The organism is Mammaliicoccus sciuri (assembly GCF_025561425.1).
Lineage (GTDB): Bacteria > Bacillota > Bacilli > Staphylococcales > Staphylococcaceae > Mammaliicoccus > Mammaliicoccus sciuri_A.
Genome location: NZ_CP094824.1, coordinates 2583074 through 2600735 on the forward strand (window position 1 = coordinate 2583074; position 17662 = coordinate 2600735).

The 17662-nt window shown below is 31.5% G+C and carries 20 protein-coding genes; 7 read left to right on the forward strand and 13 right to left on the reverse strand.

Annotation, left to right across the window (positions count from 1 at the left end; all coding sequences use genetic code 11):
• Positions 1 to 32: 32 nt before the first annotated feature.
• Positions 33 to 1277, forward strand: a complete 1245-nt coding sequence (locus MUA60_RS13600; RefSeq protein WP_262648674.1) for an IS110 family RNA-guided transposase — start codon at positions 33 to 35, stop codon at positions 1275 to 1277.
• A 150-nt stretch (positions 1278 to 1427) separates the two neighbouring features.
• On the opposite strand, the gene MUA60_RS13605 is transcribed toward MUA60_RS13600, so the two are convergent.
• From MUA60_RS13605 to MUA60_RS13640, 8 genes are all read right to left on the reverse strand, one after another.
• Positions 1428 to 2897 (reverse strand): MDR family MFS transporter, encoded by a 1470-nt coding sequence (locus tag MUA60_RS13605; RefSeq protein ID WP_262648677.1) that lies wholly within the window; start codon positions 2895 to 2897, stop codon positions 1428 to 1430.
• A 70-nt stretch (positions 2898 to 2967) separates the two neighbouring features.
• Positions 2968 to 3435 carry a SepA family multidrug efflux transporter gene (locus MUA60_RS13610; protein WP_262648678.1) on the reverse strand — a complete coding sequence of 156 codons (468 nt, stop codon included), beginning with the start codon at positions 3433 to 3435 and terminating at the stop codon, positions 2968 to 2970.
• 32 nt (positions 3436 to 3467) lie between these two features.
• The gene (gene sdrM, locus MUA60_RS13615; RefSeq protein ID WP_262648680.1) at positions 3468 to 4808 is read right to left on the reverse strand and encodes a multidrug efflux MFS transporter SdrM; all 1341 of its coding nucleotides are present in this window, start codon (positions 4806 to 4808) and stop codon (positions 3468 to 3470) included.
• A gap of 3 nt (positions 4809 to 4811) precedes the next feature.
• Entirely contained in the window at positions 4812 to 6401 is a 1590-nt protein-coding gene (locus MUA60_RS13620) for an amidohydrolase (RefSeq protein ID WP_262648682.1), read from the reverse strand.
• Positions 6402 to 6511: 110 nt separating this feature from the next.
• The gene (locus MUA60_RS13625) at positions 6512 to 6913 is read right to left on the reverse strand and encodes a TipAS antibiotic-recognition domain-containing protein (protein ID WP_262648684.1); all 402 of its coding nucleotides are present in this window, start codon (positions 6911 to 6913) and stop codon (positions 6512 to 6514) included.
• A gap of 130 nt (positions 6914 to 7043) precedes the next feature.
• Positions 7044 to 7286 (reverse strand): hypothetical protein, encoded by a 243-nt coding sequence (locus MUA60_RS13630; protein ID WP_262642533.1) that lies wholly within the window; start codon positions 7284 to 7286, stop codon positions 7044 to 7046.
• A gap of 9 nt (positions 7287 to 7295) precedes the next feature.
• Positions 7296 to 7994 carry a PAQR family membrane homeostasis protein TrhA gene (gene trhA, locus MUA60_RS13635; RefSeq protein WP_191835694.1) on the reverse strand — a complete coding sequence of 233 codons (699 nt, stop codon included), beginning with the start codon at positions 7992 to 7994 and terminating at the stop codon, positions 7296 to 7298.
• A 14-nt stretch (positions 7995 to 8008) separates the two neighbouring features.
• The gene (locus MUA60_RS13640; protein ID WP_262648685.1) at positions 8009 to 9196 is read right to left on the reverse strand and encodes a UTP--glucose-1-phosphate uridylyltransferase; all 1188 of its coding nucleotides are present in this window, start codon (positions 9194 to 9196) and stop codon (positions 8009 to 8011) included.
• Between the two features lie 186 nt (positions 9197 to 9382).
• On the opposite strand from MUA60_RS13640, the gene MUA60_RS13645 reads away from it, so the two are divergent.
• A complete protein-coding gene (locus tag MUA60_RS13645; RefSeq protein ID WP_262648687.1) occupies positions 9383 to 9535 on the forward strand; it encodes a hypothetical protein in 153 nt (50 codons plus the stop codon).
• Positions 9536 to 9586: 51 nt separating this feature from the next.
• Here MUA60_RS13645 and MUA60_RS13650 read toward each other — a convergent pair whose 3' ends face one another.
• Both MUA60_RS13650 and MUA60_RS13655 read right to left on the reverse strand, forming a co-directional pair.
• On the reverse strand, positions 9587 to 10078 hold the full coding sequence (locus MUA60_RS13650) for a metal-dependent hydrolase (protein WP_103361310.1): 492 nt from the start codon (positions 10076 to 10078) through the stop codon (positions 9587 to 9589).
• A 763-nt stretch (positions 10079 to 10841) separates the two neighbouring features.
• Positions 10842 to 11090 carry a hypothetical protein gene (locus MUA60_RS13655; RefSeq protein ID WP_262648689.1) on the reverse strand — a complete coding sequence of 83 codons (249 nt, stop codon included), beginning with the start codon at positions 11088 to 11090 and terminating at the stop codon, positions 10842 to 10844.
• Between the two features lie 157 nt (positions 11091 to 11247).
• On the opposite strand from MUA60_RS13655, the gene hutG reads away from it, so the two are divergent.
• Positions 11248 to 12237 carry a formimidoylglutamase gene (gene hutG, locus MUA60_RS13660; RefSeq protein WP_025904962.1) on the forward strand — a complete coding sequence of 330 codons (990 nt, stop codon included), beginning with the start codon at positions 11248 to 11250 and terminating at the stop codon, positions 12235 to 12237.
• A 3-nt stretch (positions 12238 to 12240) separates the two neighbouring features.
• Complete coding sequence (gene rarD, locus MUA60_RS13665) at positions 12241 to 13152, forward strand: EamA family transporter RarD (protein ID WP_262648692.1); 912 nt, start codon at positions 12241 to 12243, stop codon at positions 13150 to 13152.
• Between the two features lie 50 nt (positions 13153 to 13202).
• On the opposite strand, the gene argF is transcribed toward rarD, so the two are convergent.
• Positions 13203 to 14204: an ornithine carbamoyltransferase gene (gene argF, locus MUA60_RS13670; protein WP_262648695.1), complete on the reverse strand. Its 1002-nt coding sequence runs from the start codon at positions 14202 to 14204 to the stop codon at positions 13203 to 13205.
• Between the two features lie 226 nt (positions 14205 to 14430).
• Between argF and MUA60_RS13675 the strand changes: the two genes are divergently transcribed.
• From MUA60_RS13675 to MUA60_RS13685, 3 genes are all read left to right on the forward strand, one after another.
• The gene (locus MUA60_RS13675; protein ID WP_025904965.1) at positions 14431 to 14697 is read left to right on the forward strand and encodes a SunI/YnzG family protein; all 267 of its coding nucleotides are present in this window, start codon (positions 14431 to 14433) and stop codon (positions 14695 to 14697) included.
• A 145-nt stretch (positions 14698 to 14842) separates the two neighbouring features.
• On the forward strand, positions 14843 to 15565 hold the full coding sequence (locus MUA60_RS13680; RefSeq protein WP_262648697.1) for an SDR family NAD(P)-dependent oxidoreductase: 723 nt from the start codon (positions 14843 to 14845) through the stop codon (positions 15563 to 15565).
• 11 nt (positions 15566 to 15576) lie between these two features.
• On the forward strand, positions 15577 to 15903 hold the full coding sequence (locus tag MUA60_RS13685) for a heme oxygenase (RefSeq protein ID WP_262648699.1): 327 nt from the start codon (positions 15577 to 15579) through the stop codon (positions 15901 to 15903).
• Between the two features lie 181 nt (positions 15904 to 16084).
• Here the strand turns inward: MUA60_RS13685 and MUA60_RS13690 are convergent, their stop codons facing one another.
• Together MUA60_RS13690 and MUA60_RS13695 are read right to left on the reverse strand one after the other, a co-directional pair.
• Positions 16085 to 16960, reverse strand: a complete 876-nt coding sequence (locus tag MUA60_RS13690; RefSeq protein ID WP_316964813.1) for an IS3 family transposase — start codon at positions 16958 to 16960, stop codon at positions 16085 to 16087.
• A complete protein-coding gene (locus tag MUA60_RS13695) occupies positions 16957 to 17493 on the reverse strand; it encodes a transposase (RefSeq protein WP_262648361.1) in 537 nt (178 codons plus the stop codon). The genes MUA60_RS13690 and MUA60_RS13695 overlap by 4 nt, the downstream gene beginning before the upstream one ends.
• Positions 17494 to 17662 lie beyond the last annotated feature (169 nt).

Below are 17662 nucleotides of genomic sequence, written 5' to 3' on the forward strand. Positions count from 1 at the left end.
CGTGTACAGGAAAATGAACTAAGTAAGGCTAAGTGAAGTTAAAGCTTCTTAAATTTAATAACTTAGGAGTGATTTTTATCGAATATTTTGGTATAGATGTTGGAAAAGGAAAGAGTTTTATTGCACATTATTCAAACAATGAATTTGTTAAAGAATTTGAAATTACCCACGATAATAATGGTTTTGAGTCACTAAACAAATATATAAAGGATTTCGCAGGAGTATATTTTTTATTTGAAGCTACTGGTATATATTCAAAAGTGTTAGAGAAATTCTGTACAGTTAACAACATTTCATTTTGTGTAATTAATCCTCTTGAGGCAAAATTACTAACTAATTCTTTAAGAAATTGGAAAACAGATAAATCTGATGCACATAAACTTGCCGTTTTAGCTAAAAATATAAATAAAAAACCTTCTAGAAATTTAATGGAAGAAAAATACGTAAAACTGAGAGAACTGACAAGATACTATGAAGAAATTAACAATCAACAAAATTACTTAAAAAACCAATTGATTCAGTTACTAGATATGACTTTTCCAGAATTACAAAACCTATTTAAGGATAGATATTCAAAATTGGCTTTACAAGTAGCTAGTAAGTTCCCACATCCTGACTTTGTTGATTCTAATGAAATTGAAGAACTAAAAAATACAATTAATAGTTGTACAGAAAAAAATCTATCAGAGAAAAAGAAAGCACAATATGCAAAAAAACTCGTAGAGTTCTCTATGGTCAGTTATCCTTCTGTTTCTAAAGATTCATTTTTAACAGATAAATTAATTTATGTGATTGAAGATTTATTAAATCTAATGAAACGGCATGCTTCTATAAAACAAAGGTTATTAGTGTTAGCTGAGGAATTCGAAGAATTTAAAATAATTAAATCTATTCCTGGCATTGGTGATTTAACAGCCATAATGATTATTGGCGAATTAGGTGACATCAAATCCTTTGATTCTCATAAACAATTGAATGCATATGTAGGCATTGATATAAAAAGATATCAGTCTGGTAAAACGCATTTTAAAGATAAAATTAACAAACGTGGAAACAAACATGCTAGATCATTATTTTACTTAATCATTAAAAATTTCCTGTTGGGTCAAAGGTTATTTAAAAATCATATTATCGACTATTATTACAAATTAAAAAAGCAGCCTAATGGCAAAGGCCACAAGACTGCTTCAATAGCTTGCGTTAACAAGCTACTTAAAACCATTCATTATCTAGTTATAAATAATAAAGAATATGATTATCACTTGTCTCCACACTGATAATCTATTCAAATAAATCATAACATATTGAAAAAATTATTAAATAATAAAGGCTTATTTAGTGATGCCAATTTTAAATACATTTTACTACGTAGTAGTTGACAAATCGTAGGAAAAGGCTGAGATCATTATCTCAGCCTTTAAATCTTCTTATTTTGAATGATTAGGTATTCTTGTGTTGCGGTGTTTATTTTCAGTTTTAATAAATATCGATAATACAACTCCAAAAAATACAATAACAGTTAATACTAAGAAAGCAATATTAATACCGTGAATCATTGCTTCAGATTGTAATATCTTCGCAGTATTACCTGCATTGGCATGTTCTAATTGTGTCTTTGAAGGTTCAAAGTTCTTAGCACCAATCGACATAATTGTTACTAATATACCAGTACCAATTGAACCAGCAATTGTTCTTAATGTATTCATCATCGCTGTACCATGAGATAATACTTCGTTTGGAATCGCATTTAATCCTGCTGTATTAACAGGCATCATAATCATAGAGACACCAAACATTCTAATGGAATAAACAACAATTAAATACAATAGTGATGTACTATCATTTAAGAATGCAAGCATGAATGTTGTGATTGTAATGATTGTAAATCCGATGATTGCCAACCATTTTGCACCATATTTGTCGAACAAACGACCTGTTACAAGTGACATAACACCTGTAATGATTGCACCTGGTAATAATAGTAAACCAGAGATTAATGCTGAATATCCTCTTGCATCTTGCATATACATTGGCATTAATAAAGATGGACCGATTAAAGATACCATTGAGAAAATACCTATGATTGTTGTTAAAGTAAATGTTTTATATTTGAATACTCTAATATTCAATAATGGGGTTTCTAATTTTAACTGTCTTAATACGAAGATTACTAACGTTACGATACCTACAATTAATGCAACGATAACAATTGGTGATGTGAATCCTAGTGATCCTGCACTACTGAATCCATATAATAAAGATCCAAAGCCTACTGTAGATAGAATAATAGATGGTACATCTAAGTGAACATCTTTTGGTTTAGAAATATTCGTTAAGTATTTCGCACCAAAAGCTAATGCTACAACCGCGAATGGAATGATTGTGTAGAATGGACTTCTCCAACTAAAGTTATCAACGAGATAACCAGATAATGTTGGACCTAATGCTGGGGCGAATGAGATAACGAGACCCGCCATACCCATTGCAAAACCACGTTTTTCTTTAGGGAATAAATTAAAGAGTACAAATTGCATAAGGGGCATCATAACACCTGCCCCCATTGCTTGAAGTACTCTTGCTACCATTAATATTCCGAAGTTTGGCGATAAAGCGGCAACTAACGTACCGATTGTAAATGATAACATCGCCATTAAATAAAGTGGTCTTGTATTAAATTTATCCATTAAAAATGCTGTAGCCGGTATCATAACACCGTTGACTAACATAAATCCTGTCATTAACCATTGACCTTGGTTGGCATCGATTTTTAAATGTACCATGATTTCAGGTATTGCTGTATTTAATAAAGTTTGGTTTAAAATCGCCACAAAGGCACTTACTAACATTACAGCTACTACTAAATTTCTTTGACCTTTTGAAATGTCCTGAACATTCATGGTTTCAACTCCTTCCAAATATACCTTTGCTATTATGCACTATTTTATTTCGGAAATCAAAATAAATGTTTCATCGGTTTAAATTTTTGCCATCTGGATAGAAAATTTCTGTACATATATATAGAACAGTGATAATTACTAATATGACCCAAAAGTCAATTTTGATTTGTGAATAATATATATGTACTGTGAAATAAAACATAATCGTGCTAACAGTTATCGTTAATAAATGAAAAGTCATACCCTTGAAATACGGATTATCATTCAGTCTATTTTTAAATCTATCTAATAAAAATTCTATAGCGACAAGTGTAAAGTAGCCAAACAATATATAACTACCATAATAGAACAAGTTATCTATCATACTTTTATTGTAATTGAATTCTGCTAAGCCATAATAAATTAAAATTCTGCTTAATCCAAACATACCAAAAGAAAGTAGTACAATAAAAATTGCACCAGACAATGTGAAAATACTTATAATAATCAATATGGACAATAAATGAAAAATATCAAAACGCTTATTTTTTCTTTTCATACATTGTGACTCCCTCTAAATATGTTTTACATTTAAAAACTTATTCTACTCTTTTCTTTAAATACAATAGACCATACAATCGTCAAAGTAACAACTACTAACATAATATACAACATAATATTTTGAACGCCGTAACTTAAAAACGAAATGTTTAATACATATATTGAAGAAACAATTAACGATCCAGTTGTACTACCTATCGTCTTAAATAATGTATAAATCGACATCATGGAACCTAATTGGTGATGAGGCGCTTCTTCTTGAACAACGACAACATCTTTCGTATATACCGTACCAAATGATACGCCCATTACAAAAACAGCAAATGGAATGATTACAATCCATTCGACGCCTGTTAATATAGCAAAGCTACCAACAAACATTGCCAAGAAAGCTAACATATAAATGAATTTCAATTTAAGTTGATCTAATCTACCAAGTACAAACGTGATAAACAACCAACCTACCGACATTGGAAAAATGATTAAACCACTTTGTAACGGTGTAAAGCCTTGTTCATTTTGTAAATAGATTGGCATAAAAATAGTGTAGCCCATCAACATTGTTGAATAAATCATATCTGTAAATAACACGAGGATGATCTTTCTATTAAATGCTTCAACGGGTACAAATGGATTTCGCATACGTGTCTCAACTCTATAGAGTAATACGACAAATCCAACTAATAATATGAAGCAAATTATACGTACAATAAATGGTATATGTTCTGCAACAATTAGTAAAAAGCTTGCGACTACGCCATAAAATATGAATAGGCCTTTATAATCTAATTTAGTTTTTTCTATTTTTTCTTGTTCAAAATTAAAATACTTAATAACCAACCACATAGATACTAAAGCTATAGGTACATTGATATAAAATAGAAAGCTCCAGTTTAAAGATTCTAATATTGCGCCACCTAACAGTGGTCCTACAATACTAGATATACCCCAAACACTACCAACAATACCCATCACTTTATATCTTCTTGGAATTGGAAAAGCAAGTTTAGGTACAACTTGACCTAATGTCATCATGACACCTGCACCTAAACCTTGAACGAATCTAGAAATAACAAGCAATGGGAAACTATGTGTCATTTCACTTAACCCACAAAATACACTACCTATAATAAATACAGATATACCAAATAACACCACTAACTTAATATTAATTCTCTTTACAAGTTCACCAACGATTGGTGTCATAAACACAACCGCTATTAAATATACTGTAAAGATTAATGCAACTTCCGTATCAATATTAAAGTCTTTTTGCATTGTTGGTGTTGCTAAAGAAACGATTGATGTTTCAATAGCACTCATAAACATAATAAGTACTAAAGCCAACACAATTCCTTTGTTCTTAGTCATAATTCACGCTCTTTCGTATACAATATTTCCGTTAACAATTGTTAATTTAGCTTGAATTTGTGCTAAATCTTGACGGTTAACCTTAAATGGATCTTGATCTAACACAGTGAAATCCGCTTCATATCCTACTTTAATTCTTCCAGTACGGTCAGTCGTTTGACCAATCTCACTCGCAAGTGTTGTATATAAACGTAACGCATCAAATACAGATAGTGCTTCTTCAAAGAAATACGCACCTTCTTCACCATACGTTTGTCTATTAACTGCCGCATGAATACCTAGCATAGGATTCGGTGTTTCAATCGGTGCATCTGAACCGCCACCTATTATAATACCTAAGTCTAACATTGACTTGAATGGATATAAATATCTTGCTCTTTCTTTCCCTACTTTATCTTGAACCCACGGAAAATCACTTGTAATAAATTGAGGTTGAACGTCACAAATCACAGGTAAATTTGCAACACGTTGTAACAGTTCTTCATTTAATGTACTAATGTGAATCAATCTATCTCTTAGTCCATTTGGTACAGGATATTTTTCAATTGCATCTAATACCATTTCACAAGCTTTGTCACCAATCATATGAACAGCTATCGCACCATTATATTTTCTGGCGATTTTCACCTTTTCTTCGAGTTCTTCTTGTGTATATATCGCAAGTCCATAATTCGTTCCAGTAGGATCATTAGAATAAGGTTCTTTCAACAATGCCGTACTACCACCAAAAGCACCATCTGCATAAAATTTCATAGCATCAGGCTCTATCCATTTATCAACAAAAGTCGCCTGTTCTTCCATCATTTGTTCATAAACACTAAAATGACGTAACAATCGTACTCTAAATGGCTTTTGATCTTCGCCTGGCCCTACAACTGTTTTATAAGCATTTAAGACATCTTTATAATCTTCGTAGTAACCTAAATCTTCTGTATGCGATCCCGTTATACCATACTGATATAAATATGTAATCGCGTTATTTAAGTGTTTAGTAAGGGACTGTTCATCTTCATTTGAAGCTAATTCTTCAAATGGTTCCATAGCTGTATCATAAAGCCAACCAGTCAGTTCACCTTCTTGTTTTTCATATGAACCACCGTCAGGATTTTCGACATCATTTGTCATACCTAAAATCTCTAACGCTTTCGAATTGACGATTGCTGCATGTCTACATACTCTTTTAACAATAACCGGATTATCTTTGCATAATTCATCTAAATCAAATTTATTAAGTCTAATGCCATTTAATAAATTTTCGTCATACCCTTCAGCAACTAACCATTCACCTGGTTGTAAGGTTTGGGCTTTTTGGCTAATTTTTTGTTTTACATTTTCAATATTTGTTTCACCATTTAAAATAACTGATGATAACCAAACGCCAGTCCCCATAACATGAATATGTGTTTCAACAAATCCTGGAAACATCGTCCCACCTTTTAAATCGATTGTTTCAAAATCCGTTGTTTGAAGTTGCTTTAAATCTTCTTGTGATAAAACAGCTTCTATCATACCATTGTCTACAATTACCCCTGCATATGTATCATCTGGTCTTACCATCGTATATATAGTTCCATTCTGATATAATTTCTTCATCCGATTCAGCTCCCTTATACATTCAAGTTTATTCTAATTCTACATATTTAATAGTAAAAAAGACACCGATAAAATCGATGTCTCCCATTTTAATTTTATAAACTTCATTTTTATTGTATGACATGCTTAATGGCAGTAATTAATGCTTCGGTTCTTTCTTCACCAAAATAAGCTTTATATCTATCATCCGCTTCATACATATTAATGATTTCTAAATGTTTATCTTCTGTATAATTTGGCCAACTGAATGTTAACCATTCTCTGTGCAACTTAGTCACTTCTTCTTGTCTTTCGAATGTTGCCCCTTGTTCTACAATATTATCCAGTTTTTCTACGAGTTTCTTTTCAATTTGATTTTTACCTTTAACTTCATCTTTGGTCATATCAAGAAACTGATCATCAGACTGGTCAATCTTATGTCCGCTTCTATCTTCTACTGTTTCTCCCTGAATCTCTTCATTAACATTTAGTTTGTCACGATCGAATGTTTCAAAATCTCTTTTTTCTGACATTATGATTCCCCCCTATTCATATCGTATAACATTTAATATTATCTATTTACCCGTTTTGCAAAAAAATAACAAAATGAGCGGGATAGAAACCTCAATATTCTAAAGAGATTACATATCCCGCTCACTATCTTTATTTCAATCGTCTTTGTTCACCTTTTTTAAGATGTTCATTAAACGTTTGTTTATTATTTCTGCGTTGGTGTTTAACTAACAATATTAATGCATAAACTAATATTAGACCGAATATAAGTGAAACAATACCCATAAACTGCAAACCATTTTGTTTGCCGTCACTAAATACAAAGTAATAAAAGAAATAGCCTTGAATTAAAATAATAATTGTAAGAACCGTATAATACAAACGATAGTTCATCTTATCCTCCTACATAAAGTACATAATTGCTAGAAAATGAAAAATTGAAGCAATCAAAATGAAAAAGTGCCAAATCATATGGAAGTACTTTTTATCTTTTTGAGCATAGAACCATGCCCCTACTGTATAACTAAGACCTCCAAATAAAATAAACAACATAAATATTAACGATGTCTTATTGATAACTGTTGGTAACATGAGAACACCCATCCAACCCATGATTAAATACATCGCTAAACTTAATTTATGGTTAACGTTCTTAGCAGTTGATTTATATATAATGCCCCAAATTGTAATACCCCATTGGACTGCCATAATTAGCCAACCTAACCAGCCGCCCACTAACGATAATGCAATCGGCGTATATGTTCCACAGATTGCGATATAAATCATACTATGATCAATAATTCTCATAATGTATTTCTGAGGTGATGAAGATGACATTGAGTGATAAATAGCAGATGATAAAAACATCAGCATAATACTTATAATATAAATAGAGACACTTGTCGATTTAAGAGCGCCATCACTAATATAACTTTCTACTGCTGCGTATGGTAAGAAGAATAATAGAAAGAAAGCAGGGACACCATGTGATACTGCATTTCCAACTTCCTCACCGAAGGAAAGTGGCATAATATCTTTAAATGCTTCTTTAACTTTCCCATTTTTTCTATGATGAGACTTTGTATGATTGATTTGTTCCATTCATATACCTCTTTTTATAATAGTTGATTGTTCTCCAAATCTCTTTGAGCTGTTTCAATACTGTCTTGTCCTTCTTTATTCTTTAAAGGACTAAATTCTTTCGTTCTATCCACTTGTAGTGTAGCAAATGATTTTGCATATTGGAAAATATCAAAATAAAACAATTCGAATTTCAATGACTCTTCTTCTACAACACTGAAGTCTTCATCTAATTGTTTTAACTTCTTAACTGCTAAATGATACGGCAATGGTTTAGAAGCCGCTTCTATAAGGAAATCTAATTTAAATACATGAATACCAATGTTAGCATTCTCTAGTTTATCAACATCATCTTCAGATAGCTCAGAATACTCTAATACACGTTTTTTACCATCAATTGATACAAGACGACCAACTTTTTCTCCACTATGCGCTTTAATAGATTTAGTTGTCACATCACTATTATGTTCTACTGTAAATCCAACAAATTCAGGATCCAGAACTTTTACGAGCGCATTATCAATGTTGTTTAAGAATAAGTATTCCACGTCATTTTCTTTCATTTCAGCAAGTAACTTTGTCTTCTCTAGAGATTTGAATACGTCACCATTACCATTAGGTGTACGCATCACTCTTCTATTTGTATCTAAAATTAATTGACCGTCTGTCGTTAAAGATACAATGTGATCTTGCTTGAAGAAATGAATATAATTTTCATCGTAATCAAAGTATTTATTTTCTAAGAAAAATGACAGAGTATCTTTATGATTCACATCACTTGTCATGATATACCAATGAATTGGCGTACCCACTTCTTCTGTTAATTGCTTTAATTGCTCTGCTTGTCTTTCGAATAAACTTTTGTTATTGAATGAGAATGTACCCTTTGGTCCTTTATGACCTAATCTTGTACCTTGTCCACCAGCCATTAATAATACCGCGAATTTACCATCTTTTATCGCTTGTACACCAAGTGAACGGTAAGGTTTCAGTTGTTCTTCTGAAAGCTGATCTTTAACTTCAAATTCAACTTGTTCTATATTATCTGCAACATCTATTGTCTTTCTATTTACGTATACATCTTGATATAGTTTATCTATTTCATCTAAATCTAATTGATTAATATCAGATTCTAATTGTTCTTTCTCGCTTTGGCTCATCACTTTAATATATTCTAAAATGTGATTTTGACCATGTTCTTTCAGGTTTGTTTCATCTAACATTATAATACCTCCGAAAATTTGACTCATTCTTATTATACGACTTTAGAACGATTTGTCTAAAAATATCATAAAAAAATTATAATTAAAATGATTATTTTAAAATTAAATGGGTATATATATATATATTAGTGTGTTGCTTTAAACACAAAATATTCCTATATATAATAGGCCAAGGAGGATTTTATTATGAGTTTAGGAGATAAGTTTAACGATGCAAAAGACAAAGCAGTAGAAAAAGGTAAGGATCATTTAGAAGAGAATAAAGACGAATATACTGAAAAAGGTAAAGACTTTGCTAAAGAAAAAGGCGAAGAATTAAAAGGTAAATTCGGAAAATAGCATAATGTTTAATGGAAGCTAAGACACTACCTTTTGTCTTAGCTTCTTTTTTTATATAAACAATCGATAAATATCTTTCCACCATAAAATGACTGTGATAATGGTAAATGCAGATGATAAGCTTAAATCCATAACACCGCCCGTTCTAAATACAATAGGTAATTTAACTGAGACATTTAAAGGATAAAATAGTTTGACCCCTCTTGGTGTTAACATATCTAAAATGATATGCGATAACATGCCCAATATAATCGAAACTAAATATGGTTCTGGTGCGGATATTGTTCTCAAACCCCAAAATATTAAAAATAGAAATAATAATGAATGGGTAAACGTTCGGTGTCCAAAAATTAACCTAATAATAAAACTGATAGGAAATATTTTCTTACCTAGATTACTTTTGAAATGACAAATATCTGGGACCAAACTCGCTACGCCACATAAACTTACAATCGTAAATGAAGTAAAAATATCTTCTCCATAATAAATACTTAATGATGACCCGATGAATATACCGCATGAGAGATGTGTTTTTCCTGTCATATTAATGTTTCCTCTTTTCAATTACTTTATTTTATTTTACCACAAAATACCGAACAAGTATACGAACACTTTGTGACTTTATAGTGATATACATCACATAATTGCAATTCAAATGACAAAATTGTGAAAAGAATCACATATGTATTGATTTGTTATTAATCCCTGTTAAACTATAGTTGTAAGTCATATTAAACATAACCCTATACCATTGTTGAAATAACCCCCTTATTTCACAATTAAAAAACGTTCATCTAATTCGATGAACGTTTTTTTATTTAGCTTGCTTTATTTAATTGCGTTTCTTGTTGATGATCACTTTGAGTAGATTCATTGTTGCTTGATTGTTGAGATCGATTTTGACTTTGCCCTTCTCTATTTGTATTCTCATCTTGTTGATTCGTGTTTCGAGATGGATCAGCTTGATTATCATCCTCTTCGTACGGTTCATTACTTTGTTCATTTGATCCTTGGTTTGAATCTTGGTTAGAATCTTCATTTGTATTTGAGTGATGTTAATCTTGATGACTTTGATTATTCTCATCATTTTCTTTAGGTAATGTACAGCCATTATCATTACACAAATAGCCATCACGAGATAAATTTTGCCAAGCTCTCGTAAATTCGATTGTATTTTCTGCTTTATCACATTCTGCTTGAGAGTTACCTTGATTTAATAAACAATTTCTTGCTACTGTATAAGCTTCTGTATCAAAGTTTTCAGTTTCATTCTGATTGTTCGGTTTAACACCATTTACATTTTCTTCTACTGGAATTTCATCTGTAGATTGTTGATTGTTATTGTCATTTTGATCATTCTCATTATTGTTATTTGGTTTTGATTTTTCTTCTTTAGTTTTAACATCTTCACCTGTCGATTCTGAAGTTGTTTTTTCTCAGTAGTCGTTTCAGATGATTTTTCATTATCATTATGTTCATTATTCTTAGAAGTTTGGTTGTCACATGCTACTAGAAATAATAAGCAAACTGTTAAGAGACCATAAATCCATTTCATAGAATCACTCCTCGGCCTTTTTGCTTTTTCTTTCTTATTATTCATTAAAGACACTTCTTTCTTATAAAATAATTAAGCATTTAATAAAACATAAGAATATCATACATGATAAACTAACAATAGTAAAAACTATTGTAACATGTAGGAGGTATTAAATATGTATAGAAATGTTAAAAAGGATGAGTGGACAGGTAGAACAGATAGCACAACATTGCGTTCTGCTTTTAGATTTCATCAAATCGTTGACTCAATTCATATTGAGAAAGAAGACATTACACCAAAGAAAGAATTCGAACATCAAGTTAATATGGCACTTATAGGTTTTGAATGCGATGAAGGTGTTTCTAGAAATAATGGTCGACCAGGTGCTGTAGATGGTCCTAAACATTTTAGAAAAGCTTTAAGTCCTTTACCAATACATAATGAGTATTTACATTTAACTGACTACGGAGATGTCATTTGCCACAAAAATAAAATGGAAGAAGCGCAATCAGAACTTGGAGATAAAATCTCTAACATATTATTACATAATGACTTCACAGTTATTATCGGTGGTGGTCATGAAGTATTATATGGCCATTATTTAGGCGTAAGAAAAGCCAACAAAGACAAAAAAATTGGCATCATCAATATAGACGCACATTTTGATATGAGAGACTACGACGAGAAACCATCTTCTGGCACAATGTTTAAACAGATTTTAGATCAAGATGATCAAGTTGGTTATTTCGTTCTAGGTATTCAGAAAAATGGTAATACAAAAGCACTCTTCGAAAGAGCTGATGAATATGGTGTCCAATACATTCGTGAAGATGAACTTCGTAGCCATTTATCGATAGAGACGATTACTTCTATTAATTCATTTATTGAAGGATATGATGAAATCCTCATTACATTATGTACAGATTCTATAGATGTAAGTTATGCACCTGCAGTAAGTGCACCTTGTATTATGGGATTACAACCTCAAATCGTTCAAACAATTTTACAATTAGTTACAAACTCAAACAAAAGTTCAAGCATTAGTATTGCTGAGCTATCACCAAGATTCGATATAGATAATCGAACTGCAAGATTACTTGCGAATATCGCATCGAATATTTATCACGATCAAGCAGAAGTCATTCAATCACAGTGGGAGTCCTAAAACATGTCAGAATTTAAAAAAGGTATTATATATGCAATATTGGCATATGTTATTTGGGGTGTCCTACCAATTTATTGGAACCTCGTAAGTGAAATTGGACCATTCGAAATTTTAGCACATCGTATTATATGGTCAGCAGTATTCATGTTATTACTGCTATTATTTACAAAACAATTTCCAATGTTCAAAGCAGCAACAATTAAGTTATTTAAACAAAAGAAAATGCTATTCGCTATTATCATCGCTGGTTATATAATTACAGTGAACTGGGGTACATTTATTTGGGCGGTTAATAACCACCATGTACTACAAGCAAGTCTTGGTTATTACATCAATCCTTTAATGAGTATATTCCTAGCCTTTATTTTCTTAGGCGAACGATTCTCAAAAGCTCAATGGGTAGCTATTCTATTAGCATTTGTTGGCGTTATTTATATGACTTTTCAAGTCGGAGTATTTCCGTTCGTATCAATATTACTTGCAACATCATTTGCGCTTTATGGGTTGATCAAGAAAGTTGTAGATATCGATGCATTTAGTAGTATTACGATAGAATGTATCGTGACATTACCAGCAGCACTTATTTATATATTCTACTTATCACAACATAATGCTGTCACTTTTGGTATGAACAGTTCAAGCGGATGGTTATTACTTTCTGGTGCTGTTACAGCTGTTCCACTTATTTTATTTAGTGCTGGCGCAAGAAGAATACCACTATCATTAACAGGCTTTATTCAATATATTGGTCCAACTATCATGTTCTTTATCGGTATATTCTTATTGAACGAACATTTCGATGTTGATCAATTTATTACATTCATATTTATCTGGGCAGGTATTATCATTTATAGTTACAGTAAATATGTAGAACTTAATCGCAATAGAAAAAAATTAACAAAAGAAGCTCGTTAACAATAAGCAATAAAGGCTGAGACATTCATGGATGTCTCAGCCTTTAATTATTAATATATATCGCCACAAGTTGTAGCTAATAATGCTTTAATTGTATGCATTCTATTTTCTGCTTGTTGGAACACTTTTGAATAATCTGATCTAAATACGTCATCTGTCACTTCCATACATGTTACGCCAAACTTTTCGAAGCATAGCGCACCCATTTCAGTATTCAAATCATGAATAGCTGGTAAGCAATGTAAAAATAAAGTGTCATTTTTACCAGTTAAATTAATTAAGTTTTGATTTACTTGGTAATCTTTGAGTAATTCAAAGCGTTCTTCTAATTGTTGTTCCTCCCCCATTGAACACCAAACATCTGTATATATGATATCACTGCCGTAAATACCTTCTTGGATATTATCTGTAATTAATATCTCACTTCCAGATTCTTTACTAAATGACAATGCCATATTTTGAACTTCTTCATTTGGTTGAAGTGATGATGGTGCAACAATATGAATATTCACACCTAAAATTGCACTCGTAACGAGCAATGAGTTCGCAACATTATTGCGTCCATCTCCTATAAATGTCAAAGTCTTTCCTTCGTATGTACCAAAGTATTCTTTAATTGTCATAAAGTCCGCTAACATTTGTGTAGGATGCAACTCATTTGTTAAGCCATTCCATACGGGTACGTTGGAATATTGAGCTAAGTCTTCTACTGTCTTTTGTTCAAATCCTCTAAAAGCAATACCATCAAACATGGATCCAAGTACGACTGCTGTATCTTCTACAGATTCTTTCTTACCTAGTTGTAAATCTTCTTTACCTAAATAAGACACACTTGCACCCATTTTAGTTGCAGCTACTGTGAAAGCTGAACGTGTTCTTGTTGATTGCTTTTCAAATAATAAAGCGATATGTTTCCCGTTTAAATAACGATGTGGGATCTGATGCTTTTCTTTGAATTTTAATTCCATTGCCAAATCAATAAGTGATTCTAATTCTGCTTTAGAAAAATCTACTTCTTTTAAAAAACTTGTCTTGTTTAATTCTTTTAACATAGATAACTTCGTCCCAATGAAACCAGCTCCTTATTAATTTATAAAGATAATATTACAACATACGATTCTATTTGTAAATAGTTATTCAATATATTGCATAAAAATACTTTCATTAATTAGTATGACATAATAAATAAAAAATATAACACAATTTCATGTTTTTCTATTGAAAACGGATACATAATACGTTATGATGTAGTCATCAAACAAAAGGATGTGTTTAGATATGGCAATGAGAGTATCAAAGGACAATAATCAAGTTCATATTCAATGGAGAGTAGCGGACATTACAATTCCAAATAATGAAATTAAGAACATTAAAGAGGATCAAGATATTCACGCTTTGTCTAATGAAGCCCAAGATCATATCGTAAGAATCGGCTCAACTTTTGGCAAAACAAATCGTGTGATTATCGAAACAAATGATAAAGAATACATTATTTATACACATGCTGATAAAAAGGTTTACAACGAGCTCACTAAAGAAGCTTAAGTTCAACCTTTCAAGCATTTAAAATAAACACCGCGAAGTCATATAACCCTGACTTCGTGGTGTTATTTATATGGCATTTTCAAATTGAATTATTATGATACATTTTTAAAGCATGCTAACATAAAAGAAAGGAGTGATGTTCAATATGTTAAGAGACTTAAAAGGGCTTAATGCAGTCATTACAGGTGGCTCTAAAGGTATCGGTAAATCAATCGCGATTGCATTATCTCAAGAAGGCGTTAATGTCGCTATTGCAAGTAGAAATATTGATACTTTAAAAACAACAGCCGATGAACTTAAACAATATGACGTCAAAGTATTTTATAAAGAAACCAATATTGCGCACCAAAAAGATGTGCAACGTTTCATAGAAGATTCATATCATGCATTAGGTTCTATAGATATCGTGATTAATAATGCAGGTATTATGAAGAATAATTCATTTTTAGAAGTAAGTGAATCTGAATTCGATCAATTATTTGAAACAAATGTTAAAGGTATATACTACGTCTTACAAGAAGCATTACCACATCTCGTAAGACAAAAAAGCGGAGATGTTATCAATATCGCCTCAATGTCTGGATTAAAAGCCAGTGCAACAAGCAGTATCTATTCTGCTACTAAATATGCAGTAATTGGTATGACTGAAGGTATTATGCAAGAAATGAGAAAACATAACATTCGAGTGTCATATTTAACCCCTTCTACCGTATTAACTGATTTAATAGGAGAAACACAATTACAAGAAGATACGATGACGCATCCAGAAGATATAGCAGATGTAGTCGTATCACAACTGAAACTACAACCAAGAACATTTATGAAGACAGCACAAATCTGGGCTACTAACCCAACACCAAAAGAATAGGAGAGATCACTATGTATGTTGTAACAAATAGAATTAAAATGAAAAAAGGTTATGCAGAAAAATTAGCACCGATGTTTACTAAAGGTGGCGCATTACAAGAAATGAAAGGTTTCATTAAAGTTGAAACTTGGAACATGCAAGATATTGAAGACAATGACGAATTACATGTGAATATGTGGTGGGAAGAACTAGAAGACTTCGAAGCATGGAAAACGAGCGATGCATTTAAACAAGCACATAGTCGCGGCGGAGACAGTAATAAAGATAAAGGCGAATCCCCAATGTTAGGATCTGAAATCGCAATCGCTAAAGTCGAAACAACAATCGATTCAAAATAATCGAAATATGGACAAACTGAACTTATCTAGTTCAGTTTGTTTTTTTGTTATGGGGGGGAATGAGGAAGATTTGAGTTTATTTGGTGCTTAAGCTATGACTTGGACGATCTCTTGGCTTTATTCTGGACTTAAGCCATGACTTGGACGATCTCTGTACTGAACCCAAAAATCTAAACCTTAATTAGTATATTATTTCAAAGGTTTGTCTCCTGTAATTTTTGGGAGATAAGCCTTTTAATTTTGATTTGATTCTTTCGTTATTATAAAAATCGATATATCGATGAATAGCTTGTTCAAGGTCCTGAAAATCTTTAAATTCTTGGCCATAATACATTTCTTGTTTAAGTAACCCAAAAAAGTTTTCCATAACTGAATTATCTAGACAATTACCTTTTCTAGACATACTCTGAAATATTTTATGGTCTTTTAATAATCTAGTGTATTGTGAATGTTGATAATGCCAGCCTTGATCTGAATGAATCGTTAAACGATGATCTAGGTTTGGACGACGCTTTATCATTTCTTTTAATGGATTGATGACTATATCTAATGTAGGACGACTTGAGATTTTAAAGCTGATAATCTCTGAACTATATAAGTCCATAAAAGGTGATAAATATAATTTCTGACCATTCATTAATTTGAACTCTGTAATATCTGTTACGACTTTTTGAAATGGGAGACTTGTTTTAAATCTACGATTTAATATATTTTGAGCTACTTTACCAACTTTACCTTTAAAGGAACGATACTTACGACCTCTATGTGTGAACTTTGTACAAGTTAGATTATGTTCTTTCATAATTCTTAGTACTTTTTTATGATTTACGATAAGACCTCTATTTCTTAGTGCTTGTGTAACACGACGATAACCATAGGTATGGTTTGATTCTTCACATATTTCTTTTATTACTTGAATCAATGTTTCATCTTTATCAGCTTTACTAAATTTATTTATCCAATAATAGTATACAGATTTAGCTATTTGAGCGACTTTAAATAAGATACTTAATCGTATATTATATGTTTCATTTAGTTCCTTAATGACCTTTACTATTTCTGATTTTTGCTTCCGTAAATGTCGGTCAAGGCTTGTAACTTTTTTTGATAAGCTATACCTGCCTTTAACGTCTCATTTTCATTTCTAAGTCTTTCAAGTTCTTCACGTTCATTTTCATTTAAAGGTAAATTTTTATTATCTGATTTAGATCGTTTTTTAGTCATAGTGTGAGATCGTCCCTTTTGTTTATTATCTATATCAAGACGACACTTTTCATCAAATTGATGTTGCCAATTGGCAATGATAATAGGATTAATAATTCTAAAGTGATTCGCAGTATCTTGATAAGACAACATATTTTCTTGTCTAAATTTTAAAACAGATAATTTAAATTCGCTAGTATAAACAGTATTTCTACTTTTTATTTCTAAACCTTCTTCTCCAAACTCTTTATATTGATTGACCCAAATCCGAAGGACAGACCAACTTGAAATACCATATTTTAAAGCAATTGTTCTATAACTTTGATGTCCTTCTAAATATTCTTTTACAAGTTTTAGTTTGAATTTAAATTCATATTTTTTCCTCATTAGAATGCACCCCAATATTTTGATTTGTTTAGTTCAAATATTTGGGTTCACATCACTCTTGGCTTTATTTAGCACTTAAGCCACGACTTGAGCTATCTCTTGGCTTTACTCGGACATTAAGCCATGACTTGAACGATCTCTTGGCTTTGTTCAGTCAAGTCCATATGTT